This is a genomic window from Tianweitania sediminis, from assembly GCF_017813335.1.
Lineage (GTDB): Bacteria > Pseudomonadota > Alphaproteobacteria > Rhizobiales > Rhizobiaceae > Tianweitania > Tianweitania sediminis.
In genome coordinates this window covers 59,595-75,529 of the sequence record NZ_JAGIYY010000004.1, presented here as the reverse complement: position 1 = coordinate 75,529, position 15,935 = coordinate 59,595, and the positions used below count along the sequence as shown (strand labels likewise).

11 protein-coding genes are annotated in these 15,935 nt (G+C 61.8%); all 11 read left to right on the top strand.

Features of this window, described 5'->3' with window-relative positions:
• The first annotated feature begins 15 nt into the window (after positions 1-15).
• Entirely contained in the window at positions 16-1,557 is a 1,542-nt protein-coding gene (locus J5Y06_RS13290; RefSeq protein WP_209335667.1) for an undecaprenyl-phosphate glucose phosphotransferase, read from the top strand.
• A 49-nt stretch (positions 1,558-1,606) separates the two neighbouring features.
• Positions 1,607-2,806, top strand: coding sequence for an O-antigen ligase family protein (locus J5Y06_RS13285; protein WP_385932112.1), 1,200 nt, complete (start codon positions 1,607-1,609; stop codon positions 2,804-2,806).
• 99 nt (positions 2,807-2,905) lie between these two features.
• Positions 2,906-4,192: a PQQ-dependent sugar dehydrogenase gene (locus tag J5Y06_RS13280; protein WP_209335666.1), complete on the top strand. Its 1,287-nt coding sequence runs from the start codon at positions 2,906-2,908 to the stop codon at positions 4,190-4,192.
• A 274-nt stretch (positions 4,193-4,466) separates the two neighbouring features.
• Positions 4,467-5,678 carry a hypothetical protein gene (locus J5Y06_RS13275; protein ID WP_209335665.1) on the top strand — a complete coding sequence of 404 codons (1,212 nt, stop codon included), beginning with the start codon at positions 4,467-4,469 and terminating at the stop codon, positions 5,676-5,678.
• Between the two features lie 2 nt (positions 5,679-5,680).
• On the top strand, positions 5,681-7,009 hold the full coding sequence (locus tag J5Y06_RS13270) for a hypothetical protein (protein ID WP_245247834.1): 1,329 nt from the start codon (positions 5,681-5,683) through the stop codon (positions 7,007-7,009).
• Positions 7,010-7,111: 102 nt separating this feature from the next.
• Positions 7,112-8,287, top strand: a complete 1,176-nt coding sequence (locus J5Y06_RS13265; protein ID WP_209335664.1) for a glycosyltransferase — start codon at positions 7,112-7,114, stop codon at positions 8,285-8,287.
• On the top strand, positions 8,284-10,479 hold the full coding sequence (locus J5Y06_RS13260; RefSeq protein WP_209335663.1) for an exopolysaccharide transport family protein: 2,196 nt from the start codon (positions 8,284-8,286) through the stop codon (positions 10,477-10,479). Before J5Y06_RS13265 ends, J5Y06_RS13260 begins: the two co-directional genes overlap by 4 nt.
• Entirely contained in the window at positions 10,479-11,624 is a 1,146-nt protein-coding gene (locus J5Y06_RS13255) for a glycosyltransferase family 4 protein (RefSeq protein WP_209335662.1), read from the top strand. The genes J5Y06_RS13260 and J5Y06_RS13255 overlap by 1 nt, the downstream gene beginning before the upstream one ends.
• Positions 11,621-13,009, top strand: a complete 1,389-nt coding sequence (locus tag J5Y06_RS13250; RefSeq protein WP_209335661.1) for an O-antigen ligase family protein — start codon at positions 11,621-11,623, stop codon at positions 13,007-13,009. The genes J5Y06_RS13255 and J5Y06_RS13250 overlap by 4 nt, the downstream gene beginning before the upstream one ends.
• A 94-nt stretch (positions 13,010-13,103) precedes the next feature.
• Positions 13,104-14,642, top strand: coding sequence for a lipid II flippase MurJ (locus J5Y06_RS13245; protein WP_209335660.1), 1,539 nt, complete (start codon positions 13,104-13,106; stop codon positions 14,640-14,642).
• Positions 14,643-14,768: 126 nt separating this feature from the next.
• The gene (locus J5Y06_RS13240; protein ID WP_209335957.1) at positions 14,769-15,917 is read left to right on the top strand and encodes a glycosyltransferase family 4 protein; all 1,149 of its coding nucleotides are present in this window, start codon (positions 14,769-14,771) and stop codon (positions 15,915-15,917) included.
• Positions 15,918-15,935: the final 18 nt, after the last annotated feature.

Sequence of the window (15,935 nt, the reverse complement as noted above, 5' to 3'; positions counted from 1 at the left end):
CGAGAAAAAGCCAGCATGTCAGACATCGATCCGGCTCTTCGCTATACCTTGGAAGCTGTTCGCAGCTTTCCCGAAGGCGAAACACTGAGCAAAACGCCCCGCCGCGAGCTGAACGATATGGCGCGGCAAGTCGCCTCGCAGTATCGGCGCGACGGGCTTTCACCCGTCATGGTGAGCGGCGTCCTGCGCATCGTCGATTTCGTTCTGCTTTTTACCATCGGCCTCCTGATCCGTTTCCTTTACGTGGGCACGGGACCCGCTCTGATGTGGGAATACCCGCTGGTTACTGCCTGCGGTTCGCTGATCGCCGTGCTTTTCCTCAATCTTGCCGACGCCTACCAGTTCAGGATCCTCAGCCAGCCCGTGCGCCATCTTCACCGACTGGTGTTGGCCTGGGCTGCCGCTTTGGGGGCGCTGGCCACGATCGGCTTCCTTTTGAAGTGGTCGGAAGATTTCTCACGCTTTTGGTTCGGCCTGTGGTTTCTGGCCGGATTTGCTGGGATTGCGGCCCTGCGCCTCGTCCTATCGGTTCTCGTGAAGCGCTGGGCTCGCAACGGCGTGATCGAGCGGCGTGCCGTGATCGTCGGCGGCGGCGCTGCCGCGGAAGCCTTGATCCGCTCGGTGGAAGCCCAGCCCTACAACGACATCCGCATTTGCGGCATTTTTGATGACCGCGACAATCGCCGCTCGCCGCCGATCGTGGCGGGTTACCCCAAGCTCGGCACCGTCGCAGAACTTCTCGAGTTTGCCCGCATCGCCCGTATCGACATGTTGATCGTGTCGTTGCCGCTGATGGCAGAAACGCGGGTCCTGTCGCTTCTCAAGAAGTTGTGGGTTCTCCCCGTCGACATCCGCCTGTCCGCGCATACGCACAACCTGCATTTCCGGCCCCGCTCCTACTCGTTCATCGGGCAGGTGCCGATGCTCGACATCTTCGACAAGCCAATCAACAACTGGGACTCGGTGGCCAAGCGCTGCTTCGACATCGTGTTCAGCCTGCTCGGGATCGTGATGTTCTCGCCCGTGATGCTTGCAACGGCGATTGCCATCAAGCTGGACAGCAAGGGCCCGATCCTGTTCCGCCAAAAGCGCCACGGCTTCAACAATGAAGAGATCGAGGTCCTGAAGTTCCGCTCGATGTATGTCGAGCAATGCGACCCCACCGCCAAGCAGGCGGTGACCAAGAACGACCCGCGCGTGACGCGCGTCGGCCGCTTCATCCGCAAAACCAGCATCGATGAGTTGCCGCAGTTCTTCAACGCCCTGTTCGGGAGCCTGTCCCTCGTCGGGCCGCGCCCGCATGCCGTTTCGGCGCAGTCACACGACACGTTGTTTTACGAAGTGGTGGACGGTTATTTCGCGCGACACCGCGTCAAGCCAGGGGTCACCGGCTGGGCGCAGATCAGCGGCTGGCGCGGCGAGATCGACTCCAAGGACAAGATCCGCATGCGTACCGAATACGACCTGGATTACATCGAAAACTGGTCGCTCTGGTTTGATCTCAAGATCCTGATTCTGACCCCCATCCGACTTTTGCGCTCGGAGAACGCTTATTAGCGCGGTTGTTCATCACGGGCTGCCGCGGGAAGCCGTCAACGCCAAGCTGGTGAGCCTTCTGGTCGCCGGCGCGGTGGGGCTCGGCGTCCTGTTGTCGGGCTTCGTGATCAACGAGCCCGCTCCCTACGAGCTCTACATGGCAGGCCTGATCGCGATTTGGGGGCTGTTCGGTCTGCGCATTTCGCGCACCCTGCTGCCGCTCGTCGCCCTGCTCATCCTGTTCAACATCGGCGGCATCATTTCGCTGACGCAAATGGCGGATCTCCGGGAGGCACCGCTTTATATGGCGGTGTCGATCTTCCTTGCCTTCACCGCGATCTTTTTTGCATCCGTGACGGAATCGCAGCCCAGGCTTTTTCCCGCGATTGCCGGCGCTTGGCTCGTAGCAGCCAACGTCACGGCCTTCCTTGGGATCTGCGGTTACTTCGGCTTGCTGCCTGGCGCCGAGATGTTCACGAAATACGACCGGGCCGCCGGCGCTTTCCAGGACCCCAATGTGTTCGGTCCCTTTCTTGCGTTTCCGGCGGTGTTTCTGCTTCGCCGGATCCTGACCGGCGGCTTCAAGGAAGCGCTGGTATGGGCGCTGCCTCTTCTAGTGCTCGTGACTGGCATTTTCCTTTCGTTTTCCCGCGGCGCCTGGGGCTTGTTTGGCGCGGCATCGATCCTGCTCGTGGCGGGGCTCTTTCTGCAAAGCTCCAGCGGCCGCTTCCGTCTTCGGGTTGTTGCGATGACCGTATGTGCCGGCGTTTTTCTGGCCGTCGTGATCCTCGTTGCACTTCAACTGCCCGGTGTGGGGGAACTGTTTTCAACCCGTGCCCAGCTCGTCCAGGATTATGATGGCGCTCGCCTCGGCCGTTTCGCACGCTATGGCTACGGCTTCGCCATGGCGCTGGAGAACCCATGGGGCATCGGACCGCTGGTGTTCGGCACCCTGTTCGGCGAGGATACCCACAACATCTGGCTGAAGGCCCTGATGGACTATGGCTGGATCGGGTTTGCCGCTTATCTCCTCCTCATCGTCTGGACGCTGGCTGCAGGCTTTCGGATCCTGTTTCGCGACCGGCCCTGGCAGCCCTACCTTCTCTGCGCTTATGTCGTGCTGATCGGCCACATCGCCCTTGGCACCGTTATCGACACGGACCATTGGCGCCACTTTTACCTGCTGCTCGGTTTGATCTGGGGCTGCATCGCGCTGGAAGCGCGCCATGGCCACACGGCAAAGAACCACGCGGCGATAACGCGCTGGTGATGGTCCGTGTCGCAACCGCTCAAGGGCGGTTGCATTAGCGCCTTGGAAGCCGCGCCCAAAGGGCGTCATCAGCCAATTGCCGGACCGAGGATCATTTCCATGCGCCGACTGCTTTTTCTGCTCGCCAGTACCGCCCTCACCGTGACGCTTGCCGCTCATCCTTCGCATGCCCAGACCGGGGACACCCAGCCTTCAGCGCAGGCCGAGGGTCAAGCGCCCGCTTCCGGACAACGGATCGTGGATGCCGGCGAACCGGTGGAAACGGCAGCGCCGAATGCCCCCGATCAGCGTCCAGCCTTCGAGAACCAGACCCGCGCTCCGCAGCCGCCTTCGCTGGTTCCTGTCACGGTTGAAGAGGTTGCGACCGATCTGCCGCATCTCTGGGCCATGGAGTTCCTGCCGGATGGCGAGATGCTCGTCACCACCAAGCAAGGCGCCATGCATCTTGTTTCGCCGGAAGGAGAAGCGGGCCACGCGATCGAGGGGGTGCCAGAGGTGGATGCGCGCGGCCAGGGCGGCTTGCTCGATGTCGCGCTGGCAACTAACTTCGCCTCCTCGAAGCAGATCTTCTTCAGCTTCACCGAACCACGTGAAGACGGCAACGGGACTTCGGTTGCGTCCGCAACTCTGTCCGCTGACGGCACTCGCCTCGAGAATGTGGACGTGATCTTCCGGCAAACCCCTTCGTGGCAGAACAACAAGCATTTCGGCTCCCGCGTCGTGCCAACCGATGACGGCCATCTTTATATCACCGTCGGCGAGCGCTCCGATCGTGAGCCGCGGGTGCAGGCGCAGGACCTCGACAGCGGTCTGGGCAAGGTTTTCCGGATCAAGACTGATGGCAGCGCGGCTGAAGGCAATCCGTTCGCGGATCAAGGCGATGCGCTGCCGGAGATCTGGTCCTACGGTCATCGCAACACACAAGCGGCGGCCCTCGACCAGCGCGGTCGCTTCTGGATGGTGGAGCATGGCCCCAAGGGCGGCGATGAGTTGAACCGACCGGAAGCAGGCAAAAACTACGGCTGGCCAGTGATCACCTACGGCATCGAATATGCCGGTGGTCCGGTTGGAGAAGGCAAAATCAAGCAGGAAGGCATGGAGCAGCCGGTTTATTACTGGGATCCGGTAATCGGGCCGTCCGGCATGACCTTCTACCAGGGTGATCTTTTCCCGGAATGGCAGAATGCGGCCCTGATCGGCGGCTTGGTTTCCACTGGGCTGGTCGTGCTCCACATGCAAGATGACAAGGTTGCGTACGAAGAACGGATTCCACTTGAGGCTCGCATCCGCGACGTGAAGATTGGTCCTGATGGTGCCGTTTACGCGGTCACGGAAACACGCGGTGGCAGTTCGTCGATCCTCCGGATCGCCCGCGATGCCGGCTGAGTTCCACGGAAAGAGGTGAGTCCCGGCAGGAGCTTAAAGCCTGCTTCTCACCTGTCACTGGAGCGATGCACCTTTCCCGACACGCTCGTCGAAGGAAGCCCTGATCCCGGTCAGGGCTTTTTTTGCAGGAACCAACAAAGCGCAGGGTTGGATGCAACCAAGTTGAAACCTGGATGCCTCTATAAGCAGTGCCATCATGTGGCCGGCTGCGGGCCGGTACCGAAGGGCACTTGGCTTGCTCCGTGCCGGGCCACTCTGCTGGAGGAGTCTCCGAATGTCAGACGTGGCGACCAGTTCCGCTTATCGATCCATGCGCAAATGGACGGCGATCGGCACGGAATGGGCAGCAACACCGAAGCTGTATGAGCGGCTCGGCATTTCCCTGATGGTCGCGGTGGTTCTGCTGTTGTCCATCGCCACCTGGCTTCGCCCCGGATACAACTGGGACATGCTTGCCTATGTGGCGACCGCGCTTGAAAACCGGATCGATGATCCCGTCGAGCTCCATGCCCAAACCTGGAGCGAGGTCGAGAAAGGCGCAAACGAGCACGACCTTTATCTTCTTCGCGAGAGCCAGCCCTACAACCTGCATCAGTGGGAGAACCCGACTGATTTTGTGACGCAACTTCCCTTCTACCGGGTGAAGGCAGCCTATATTGCGGCTCTTCGGCTGCTTGAGCCAGTCACAGGGCTCGACAAGGCTGCGATCCTGCTGAGCATCCTTCCGTCGCTCCTCTTCGCAGCCTTTTGCCTTTACTGGCTGAAGCGTGAAGACGCGCTGCAAGGCGCCCTTGTTCTGGTGCCCGTTCTCGGGCTCGCCGACTACCTGCACATGACGACGCTTGCCACACCGGACATGATCGTCAGCCTGCTGCTGGTGGTGGCAACCTATCTCCTCTTGCGCAAGCGTGATCTTGCTGCCTGCTTGCTGCTCCTAGCAGCCGTTTTCTTTCGCCCCGACACGCTCATCCAGATCTTCGCTGTGTTGATTGCGGCCGTGCTGTTCGGCTGGCGCAAAACGCCATTCATCGTCACCTTCGCCGCCGCCTTCGTCGCCTGCCTTGCGCTGTCGCGCTATGGCGAGCACCCGGGCTGGTGGGTGCACTTCTACTTCTCGACGGTGGAAATCCAGAACACGCTGACTGGCTTCGACCCTGACTTCTCGATCATGGCCATGGCGCAGGGTTACGCAAGGGGGATCCTAAAGACGCTCACCAACGAGAACTGGGCCGAACTGTTGCTGCTTGCGATCGCAGGCTGGCGGTTGCTCAGCATCTCGGGAAAAGCGAAGGGGTCCCGTTTTCACGGCCTGATGTTTGCGCTGGTGATCGCCACCCTTGGCAAGTTCGCAAGCTTCCCTCTTCCTGAAGCTCGCATCTATTTTCCTTGTGTCGCTGCGATGGCCCTCCTGCTCATCTCCGCCTGGAAGCCGAGATTCGAGCATGGGGGTCCTGCCGCTTCATCGACACGCCAGTCCCAGGGATGACAATGCGCGTGCCACACCCGGGTATCTCCGCCCTTGCCGCCGGTCTTGCGCTGTTCGGGCTGGTGGCCGGAGCGCAGGCTCAGGACGAGCGAACGCTTCGCGAGCGGGTGGGCGGCGGCAATCTGTTGACCCATCTTGCAGGAGAAGCACCGCTCGCGAACCTCTACGAGGCCCTTCACGGCGTGGGCGCACGGATGGGGAGGATGAACTCCTATGGCTGGCGCACGGTTGATCGTATCGTGACGCCGGAGGATTTCGATGCCGCGATGCTGCAGGCATACCGGAACGACATCACTCCGATCATCCTCTTCGAGTATGAAGGGAGCTACCAGTTCCTCGAGCCGCCGCAGCCCATCGGATCCTATGACCACTGGTACGAGGTCGGGCGCAAACATGCGGCGCGTTTCGGACGCGGCGGGACCTGGGCCAAGGAGAACAACGCGGGCGTCTGGGGTGTCACCGTGTTCACAGCGATCAACGAGCCTGATGTTCAAAAGACCATCCCGCTCGACCAGTATCGGGATGCGCTGGCCGGGCTCGCGGATGGCGTTCACAGCGTCAACCCTGATTTCAAGGTCGTGCCGGGGGGCTTTGCCACGTGCAATTCCCATGGCGATCCGACCTTCCGAGGCTATGGCCCCGCCATCGCTGACCTTTTGAACGACGGCAGGCTCGATGGGCTCGACTTCCACACCTACTACCATGTGCAATGGTACCCGATCGAACGCGGGCGCGCCTTTTCCGCCCAAACCTGCTTCGACAAAGCCAAGGCGGCACTGGGCATCACGCGCGACATCAACTTCTACGCAACCGAGTTCAACACGGCCCGTACGGATGGCTGGGATGATGACGCGCTGATCAGCTCTCTGTTCCTGACGGCGGTTTGGGATCAGCTCGGCGTCCGAAAAAACGACCGGTCACCGGCCACGGTGCTGGCCTTTCCGTGGAACCTCGCCGACACGCCGCGCGTCGATGGTCTCGCTTATGCGATGGCGGTGGGAGAAAACCCGTGGAAGCCTGATGTCCGGTCGAAAGTCCTGAAGCAGGTGCTAGATCTCGCAGGCGACATGACCTTCGTCGAACTTGATGGACCCGGCTCCGGCACCATGACGCTTGAAGGCGACGGGGCACGCCTCATCGTGCTGCAGAACCGCGAAGGCTGGACGGACCGCGTTGTAGGCGAACCCTGGACAGTCGCGGTTCCCCCTTGGGCCACGAGTGCTGAACTCTGGGGCTGGGATGGCCTGCGAGAAACACAGGCCGTTGACGGAATGACTTCCGTGACTTTCCAGCTTTCCGGTAACGAAACCTACATGCTGAAGTACAAATAACGGCTCTGCCTCGGTGCCTTCCGCTCCAGCGGATTGGCTTTAACGGCGCCTTAAGCGCATCCAAACTACTGATTGTCGAAGTCTCGGCTAGACGGGAACGCAATGCGCGTCGCTATTGTTCACGATTGGCTTTATGTGATCGGTGGTGCCGAGCGCGTCTTGCAGCAAATCCTCACCTTGTTTCCAGAAGCGGAAGTTTACACCGTTTTCGAGAAACTGAACGATGAAGGCCGCCAGCGGATCGGCTTGTCCAAGCCCGTTCATACGACGTTTCTGCAGAAGTTCCCGGGCGTCAATCGCATCCACCGCACGCTTCTGCCGCTGATGCCGATCGCCATCGAGCAGCTTGACCTTTCCCCCTACGATCTCGTGATTTCCAGCAGCTATGCGGTGGCCAAAGGCGTCCTCACCGGTCCCGACCAGATCCACATCTCTTATGTGCATTCGCCGATCCGCTATGCCTGGGATCTCCAGCATCGCTACCTCGCGGAAACGGGCTCCGCGCGCGGTCCCAAGGGCATGCTGATGCGCTTGCTGCTCCACTGGATCCGCATCTGGGACGTCCGCACGGGGCACGGACCTGACGTGATGATCGCCAATTCCAAGTTCATTGCCCGCCGTATCCGCAAGGTTTATGGCCGGACGGCTCAGGTGATCTATCCGCCGGTCGACCTCTCCACACGTTTGGAACCCTTCTTCAAGGGCGACTACTTTCTGACGGCCAGCCGCCTCGTCGCCTACAAGAACATCGAAGTTGTTGTTCGCGCTTTCGCATTGCTGCCGAACCTCAAGCTTGTTGTTGCGGGAAGCGGCCCGCAATCCGATCATCTGCGCAAGATCGCAACGCCTAATGTTGAGTTCGCAGGCTACGTGTCCGACGCAAAGCTGCGCGAACTGATGGCCGGCGCACGCTCCTTCATTTTTGCTGCCGAGGAAGACTTCGGCATCATTTCGGTGGAAGCTCAGTCGGAAGGTACACCGGTGCTAGCGTTGCGTCGCGGCGGTTCCAAGGAAACGGTCGTGGACGGACTGACAGGTCTGTTCTTCGACGAAGCAACGCCGGAAGCAATTGCCGCTACCGTGTCCACCTTCACGGCCCGTGAAACGCAATTTTCGCCCGAGGACTGCGTGGAGAACGCAAAACGGTTTTCGGCTGAGCGTTTCCGTTCCGAGTTTCAGGCCACGGTCGACGCTGCGCTGTTGTCCCGAAAGAACGAGGACCGTCCTCGACGCATCGACGCGCGTTCCGATGTCGTCGAGAAGGCAGGCATCCATTGAGATCGATCAGACTTTCGAGGCCAGCCTGGGTAACAACCGCATCAGAGCGGTTCGAGCCGCTCGGCATCCTGGTTCGGCACGCGAAGCTCTTCGCCGTCGTGTTCATCTCCGTGCTGGGTTTGACGGCCCTCGCCTATTTCGCCACGCCCGTGCGCTACGTCGCAACCGGTACGGTGCTGGTCGGGGATCCCGAGCCGGCGCTGACGCAGACACCGGGCGAAGCGTTGAAAGCCGGTGATCCCGCGGACATGGAAAGCCAGCTGGTGATTGCCCGCTCGCAGCGCGTCATGCGTCGGGCACTTTCCTCGGACGAGGCACAGGCTGCGCTGCAGGCGGAATGCCTTGCAGAAAACGGTGAAGGCTTCGGCGGTGATTGCGAACGCCTTTTCAACCGCATGGACAGGCTGTTCGACTACACATCGACGCGCTTTGCGATCGGGGCCGTCGGCCGGTCCCGTGTCATCGACATCTCCTACACGTCGTCGGAGCCGCAAGTGGCAGCCGACATGGCCAATGCGCTCATCACAGCCTATCTCGAGGTTCAGCGCGAAACGGTCGCGGAAGGGCAGGAAAGCGCCGCCAGCTGGCTGCGGGCAGAAGCTTCCAGTCTCAACGATCAGATCCGCGCCCTCGACAAGCTGATCGCCGATTACCGGGCGGAGAACGGCTTGGTGCGCGGCGCCAGCGGACCTGTCGGGTCAGAGCGTCTCACCGCAATCAGCGGGCAACTCGCGGCGGCAGAGGCTGCACAAGCAACGGCGAGCGCCAGATTGGCGGAAATTCGCGATGTGGCCCTCGGCGGCAGCGCCAACTCGACGGCGGTTCTCGAAAGCCGGACCATCGGTGATCTGAAGCAACGGATCATTGAAGCCGAAGCGCAGCTGGCCAATGCCGAAACATCCCTCGGGCCGGCGCATCCGCGCCTGAGAGCCCGTGTTGATGAGCTCAGAAACCTCAACAGCCGGTTGGCGAGTGAAATCGAGCGCGTCACCCAGAACGCTCAAAAGCAGTATGAAGCGGCAACGGAACGCGTGACGCTGCTTTCGCAGCAGTTGAACAACGCCAAAACCGAAGTTTCGACCGCCACCGGCGGTGAAGTGTTCATCGAGGACACGGTCCGCAATGCCGAGATCAAGCGGCAGCAGTACGCGGATCTTGCCGGGCGCATCAACCAGCTGGAAGTCGAGCGCCGCGTGCGCTCAGGCAATGTGCGCCTGGTGAGTGAAGCTCGCGTGCCGACCAAGCCGTTCTTTCCAAAGAAGGTTCCGTTTGCCGCCGCAGGCTTGACACTGGCGCTGCTGTTGGCAGCCGTGGCCGCGTTTCTTGCCGACAAGCTGTCGCCCGCACCCGTGCCGGTCACCCGGAGCAAGGAGACGGGCTCCGAGGCTGATGCGAGCCTCGCCCCCGCAGCACCTTTTGTCGAACAGCCCGCGGAAAGCCAGGCGCCGCGTCGCGCCCTGAAGTTCACGGCCATTCTTCCGTATATCGACGCTGCCGATGACCTCGATCCTTCGCCAGCTTCGGCGCGTCTCGTTGCGGATGGCTTGATCAGGGATCCGGATGCCAGGGACGCGCTTGACGAGTTTTCCTGGATCTTCGGTTCGGCAGCAAGGAGCGGCGACGGCCCGCGTGCTGCTCAGGTGGTGCTGGTCACCTCCCCTTCTGTTGGCAGCGGGAAAACCATCACGACTGCGGCCGTCGCGCACCATCTGGCGGCTTCTGGCGAAAAGGTGCTCGTAATCGATTGCAACCTCAAGCGCCCCCTGATTTCGGAGATGCTGGCGCCGTCCCTCCCGCACAACCACCACCTCCCACAGGACCCGATTGTCCGGACCCCAGTGCAGGGGCTCGACGTAGTTCCGCCAGGCTACGCCAAACTGGTTCTGCCAAAAAGCGAGGGGTCGGCGCGGGATCTGGAGGAGCTTCTTGGCTGGGCTCGCAAGGACTACGGCCTGATCCTGCTCGATGGTCCCGCCGCAACATCGGCTGACATATTCCGGCTCGCTGATCACGCCGAGGTGGTGGTGGTTTGTGCAACTCAGGACGAGCTGGACACGGATGCAACGAGGCCGCTCATCGCCGACATTCTCGCTTCCAGAGAAGTCGAGATCGGTGTGGTGGTGACCATGATCAACTTCGGACGTGACCGAAAGCCGGTGCTTCAACCGGCAACGGATGCCCGGCTCGGGTGATGAGCGGAAGCAGGCTGCTATTCGTCAACCACGTCAGCACGATGTCTGGCGCGGAATATGTCTTGGCGGAAGTGGCCAAAGGGTTTCCGGGGGCTTCGGCGTTTCTTTTCGAGCAAGGTCCCCTTGTGAGCGCCCTCCAAGCAAGCGGACTGCAGATCAGCATCGCCAGGAACGGGTCGGGCCTGAACGACATCCGACGCGACCGCTCCTTGCTACGTGCCCTGCCTTCCGGTGGTAGGCTGCTGGCGCTGATCATGGAGATTGCCCGGGCCGCACGAAGGCACGATGTGCTTTACGCCAACTCGCAAAAGGCCTTCCTGCTGACCGCCCTGGCCGCGAGCATCGTACGTCGCCCGCTGATCTGGCACCTGCACGACATTCTGGACGAGGCGCATTTTGGCGGAGCCCAGCGCAAGCTGCAGATCGCATTGGCCAATCGCTTGGCGACGCGGGTCATCGTTCCTTCAACAGCATGCGCCGAAGCCTTCGTCCAGGCAGGCGGAAGACCCGATCTGCCGACCGTGATCCCGAATGGCATCGCATCCACGACGCTCAAGCGGCTGTCGCGGGCTGAACTCGGTCTGCCTGAAGGCCCGCTCGTGGGCGTGTTCAGTAGGCTCGCACGGTGGAAAGGGCAACACGTCCTCCTTCAGGCGCTGAAAGACACGTCGGGTATCGGCGCTGTTTTCGTTGGTAGTCCGCTGTTTGGCGAGGATGCCTACGAGGCAGAACTGCATCGCGAGGTTGAACAGCTCGGCCTCAGTGAGCGCGTTATTTTTCTTGGCCAGCGCAACGATGTTCTTTCGCTGATGGCCGCAATCGACTGCGTAGTGCATCCCTCGATCTACGCCGAGCCTTTTGGCCTGACGATCGTGGAAGGCATGGCGGTCGGAACGCCGGTGATCGCCGCCGATGCCGGCGCGGCGCGCGAGATCCTTGCCGATGGCGGGGCCGGTCGACTGGTCCGCCCCGGGGATCCGCAGGCTCTGGCCCAGGCAATCAATGCCTTCTTTGCGGCGCCAGGGGAATTCGCCAAGCAAACCGCCGATGCAGCCGAGCGAGCGGCGCAGCTTTACACTGCCGATCGCATGCGCGGCAGCATTCGCGCGATGCTGGCTTCCGTAACTGGAAAGGTCGCCGCATGAGTGCCGTGACGGCGCCTGCCGGTGCGAAGTGGGGAATGCCGGATCTCATTCCGGCCGCTGCGCTGCTCGGGATCGCCATCACCATCGGTCCTTCGCTGGGGTCCCTCGCCCGGCCTCTTTTTGTGCTCGGGTGCATCGCCGTAAGTTGGTATTCCTGGCGCAAAAGCCCTGCCGCGCATTTCCGCAATGTGTTGCTGTTGTTTGCGTTCGCTCCGTTTGCGCGGCGCCTTGTGGACGTTTCCGCTGGCTTTGACGGTGCAAGCCTGATGCTGGTCGGGCCTCTGCTTGCCATTCTTGTGCCGGGAATGGAGCTGCTGCGGGGCAATGTGCGGATGAGCAAAGCTGTTGCTCCTGCCGTCGTCGTCGTTTTGTGCGTGATCTACGCGACTTTGCTCACCATTCTCCACGGCGGTTGGTCCGATGCCGCTTCAGGGGCCCTGAAATGGCTAGCGCCCATTATCTACGCCGCAACCCTCGCGACGTTGGCGGATCGGGATGAGCTTCTGGAGGCCGCTACTTCGGCCTTCGCGATCATCCTGCCGCTGACGGGCGCTTACGCCATCTACCAATACATCGATCCTCCGGAATGGGATCGGTTTTGGATGCAATACGCCACCATCTTGTCGGCCGGACAGCCGGTACCCTACGGCGTTCGCTCGTTCAGCACCCTGAATGGACCTGCAAGCTATGCAACGTTTACCGCAACGGGCCTTCTTCTGATTTTCATCTGCCGCTTTCGCCTCCTTCCGATCCTGCTGGCGTCCCCGGCCCTCATCGGCCTGATGCTGTCGCAATATCGGACGGCGTGGATCGCCCTGGCAGCCGGGGTCCTGTTCTGCCTCCTTTTCCGGAGAACCAGTCTGCGGGCCATCTTCATGATCGGCGCCGTTGTTGCGCTCGGACTGCTGGCGCTCACCATCTCCCCCTTTTCGGAGGTGATCACGGAGCGGCTCGCCACCCTCGGGCAAGGCAGCAACGACGGAAGCGCGCAGGAGCGGCTGCAGCAATATGTGACCTTGTGGGCGCTGCCGGACAGTTCGGTGATCGGCAGTGGCTTTTCCACCGTGGATGTTGGGACGGCCGGGAGCATGGCCGTGGACGGCATGATCATCGCCTGCTGGCAGGCAATGGGAATACCGGTCGGGATTCTGTGCCTGTTTTCTTTTGTGTGGGCGATTTGCGCAGCTGTCGCTCCGACCGCGAGAACCGACACGATTGGCGCCGTGGCCGTGGGGGCCTTTGCAATTGGGGCGTTGTTTCAGCTGCCCTTGGCCATTCTGGGTTCGGGGGAACTCGGTTTCCTGTTCTGGTCGCTCATCTTGCTCACGCCGCGTCGTGATGAGACGCCACCAGCCCTGAAACGATCCACCCCCGGCAAAGTCTAGCGGCTGCAATTGCAGAATCTTTAGGTCTTCGCACTAAGCACAGACTAAGCCTCCGCGGGCCATGTTCGCGCGTGGGCAAGAAGTCTGGATGCTGATGACCGCTTTGCCTCCCGAGAAACTCGAGCTTGCGGCTATGCGCCCGAAGAGCGCCATGGCGTTCTTTCTCATGGGCGGGGCTCTCGCCGGCAAGGCTCTTGGCTTTCTCCGCGAGATCGCCATGGCTCAGGTGATCGGCGTCGCAGTGGTCGCCGACGGCTTTCGCGCCGCCACAACGGCCGTTCTCTTGCCCCTCGCCTTCCTCCAGAACGAGAGCGTGCCGGGCATCCTCATTCCGATGATGAAGGAGGGGCAAACGCGCGGCGACGGCCCCCGGCAACTGGCGCGGCTTTCCCTTTCGCTGACGTCGATCGGCGCCTTGCTGATGATTGCCATGCTCTTGTTTGGCGACTTCCTCGTCGACACGATGGTGGGCGGCTTCTCGCCTCAAGCGCGGGATCTGACGCTGCACTTCGTTCACATCATGTGCCTCAGCATGCCCGCTTCCGTCCTTCTCAACTGCCTTGCGGCCGGCGAGATGGCGATCGGCAGAACGCGCATCATGAACCTGCGCGCCAGCATCCTGAACATCAGCATCCTTGTCGGCCTGGGTTTGCTCGTCCTGACGCAGTACGACTTCGTTCTGGGGTGGGCCTTTGCCGCTGCCTTCAACCTGCTGGGAGCCTGGGCTACCTGGCGCCTCGTTGCCGAAGGCAATCTCAGCTTTTCAGGCATCACGGGCGCGCAGGTCGTCGCCACCGGAATGGAGTTTCTGCGGAGGTTGCGACCTTTCCTGCTGCTGCCCGGCGCAGAACAGGCCCATGTCTGGCTCGAGCGGCTTTTCGCCTCGCGCGCTGCGGCAGGCGCGGTTGCGTCGCTTGATTATGCTCGAACGCTGAGCGACAGCGCGCTGCTTCTTTTAAGCCAGCCGATCGGGATGGCGGTTCTGGCCGGCAATGGCCAGTACGACAACAAGGTTCAGGCGCAAAAGATCGCACGCCCTATCCTGGCGGTGGCGATCCCCTTTGCCGCCTTCACCTTCTTGTTTGCCGAAGATGTGGTGCGCTTGATCTTCCAACGCGGGGCCTTCGACGAACACGGTGTCGCGCTGACAAGCCAGGCGCTGAGCGGCATTGCACTCGGCATGTGGGCGTCGACCCTGGGGTGGGTGCTGCTGCGGCTGCTCAACCGCTCCGGCCGCAACATGGCTGCGGCGATTGTCCTGATGTCCGCTTATGCCGCCAACATCAGCTTCAATGTCGTCGCACAGACCTTCGGCCCTGTCGGGGATCCCCGCATCTTCATGATCGGGCTTGGCGAAACTGCCCGCAGCGGCGTGCTTTTGCTGGGCGTCGCCTTGGCGCTGGGATGCAGCATCGCCATTTTGCGCCTGATCCTGGTGGCACTCCTCCCCACCGCCCTTCTGGTTCTTGTTGCCTGGCCGCTCACCGACGTTGTGCCGAGCGTGGTCGGACGACTGGCGGTGGGCGGAACGGCTTGGCTTTGCTGCACGATCATGGCTGGGTGGTTGTTGTGCCCCGACCTGCTGAAACTCGTAGGCAAGCGGCTGGTGTCATTCGAAAGGAAGAAACGATGACCCGTCCGGTCAGAGATTTGTCCGTTCTAAAGAGGTGAGTGCGCCTTGATGACCCCTGCTTTGCATCCGTCTCCTTCACTTGACGCTGATGTCGATCATCACGATGTCGCGCCCCGTTCAGTCGCCATGTCCAAGCGGCCGATCAGGGTTCTTTCGGTCGCCCATACCGCTGTGGAAAGCGCAAGCGGGCGGATGCGCTACCGCCCCTTCGCCGATCGCGCCGATCTCGACGTCCACCTTGTTGCCCCGCAGCGTTGGTATCAGTTCGGCCGCGCCATCACCGCCGACCCGCCGGCGGACGAAGGTGTCACGATGAACATTTTGCCGATCTGGTTCGGCCGCGGCGGGCCGGCGAGCTGGTACCTCCATGTGTACCCCGGCCTGCCGCAGCTTGTTCGCAGGCTGCGTCCGGATGTCATTCATCTCTGGGAAGAGCCCTGGAGCTTTGTTGCCCTGCAATCTTCCCTCCTGAAGGGCGAAGCGGCGCTTGTGCTGGAGGTCGACCAGAACATTCTGAAACGGCTGCCGCCCCCCTTCGAGCAGATCCGCCGGCATGTTCTTCGCCGCACCGACCACGTTCTTTCCCGCAACCCCGATGCAACGGACGTGGTGCGGGCGTGCGGGTATGACGGGCCCGTGACCGAGATCGGCTATGGGGTCGATACGAAGACATTCTTTCCCAAGGCGGCGGTGGAGCCGAAGGGTTCGCTAAGGCTGGGGTATGTCGGCCGCCTGGTCGTGGAAAAAGGGATCGACGACGCTCTTGATGCACTCGCCCTCACCGCCCCAGACGTGACCCTCGCCATTGTGGGTGAAGGCCCGCATGAACGGGAACTCCGCCGCAAGATCGAGACGCTGGGTCTCGGAGACCGCGTGTCCATCGGCGGCTGGCGGAGCCCGAACGAGGTTGCGGACTTCATCCGCAGCCTCGATGCTCTCCTTCTCCTGACACGGACCACCAACGCCGTGAAAGAGCAGTTCGGAAGGGTGATCATCGAAGCGCAAAGCTGCGGGGTGCCGGTGATCGGGTCCACCTGCGGGGCGATTGCGGCTGTGACTGCCGATGGCGGCTGGATCGTTCCCGAAAGCGATCCGCCTGCCTTGGCCGCGCTGATCGAGAAGCTTCGGGCAGATCCGGCGCTGCTGGGCACGGTAGCGGCAGCGGGTTTGCGCAACATTCAGCGGCGCTTCACGCATGAAGCGGTGGCGGGGCAATTGGCGGACGCATGGATTTCTGCATCGTCCACTGGACTGGCAGAGCAGAAGCAGGTCTAACAAGGATACCCGCATCGA

Excerpts from the sequence above, each read along its gene's own strand:
- J5Y06_RS13280 (WP_209335666.1), top strand. The coding sequence starts at position 2,906 with ATGCGCCGACTGCTTTTTCTGCTCGCCAGTACCGCCCTCACCGTGACG.
- J5Y06_RS13245 (WP_209335660.1), top strand. The coding sequence starts at position 13,104 with ATGACCGCTTTGCCTCCCGAGAAACTCGAGCTTGCGGCTATGCGCCCG.
- J5Y06_RS13255 (WP_209335662.1), top strand. The coding sequence starts at position 10,479 with ATGAGCGGAAGCAGGCTGCTATTCGTCAACCACGTCAGCACGATGTCT.
- J5Y06_RS13275 (WP_209335665.1), top strand. The coding sequence starts at position 4,467 with ATGTCAGACGTGGCGACCAGTTCCGCTTATCGATCCATGCGCAAATGG.
- J5Y06_RS13240 (WP_209335957.1), top strand. The coding sequence starts at position 14,769 with ATGTCCAAGCGGCCGATCAGGGTTCTTTCGGTCGCCCATACCGCTGTG.
- J5Y06_RS13265 (WP_209335664.1), top strand. The coding sequence starts at position 7,112 with ATGCGCGTCGCTATTGTTCACGATTGGCTTTATGTGATCGGTGGTGCC.
- J5Y06_RS13250 (WP_209335661.1), top strand. The coding sequence starts at position 11,621 with ATGAGTGCCGTGACGGCGCCTGCCGGTGCGAAGTGGGGAATGCCGGAT.
- J5Y06_RS13290 (WP_209335667.1), top strand. The coding sequence starts at position 16 with ATGTCAGACATCGATCCGGCTCTTCGCTATACCTTGGAAGCTGTTCGC.
- J5Y06_RS13270 (WP_245247834.1), top strand. The coding sequence starts at position 5,681 with ATGCGCGTGCCACACCCGGGTATCTCCGCCCTTGCCGCCGGTCTTGCG.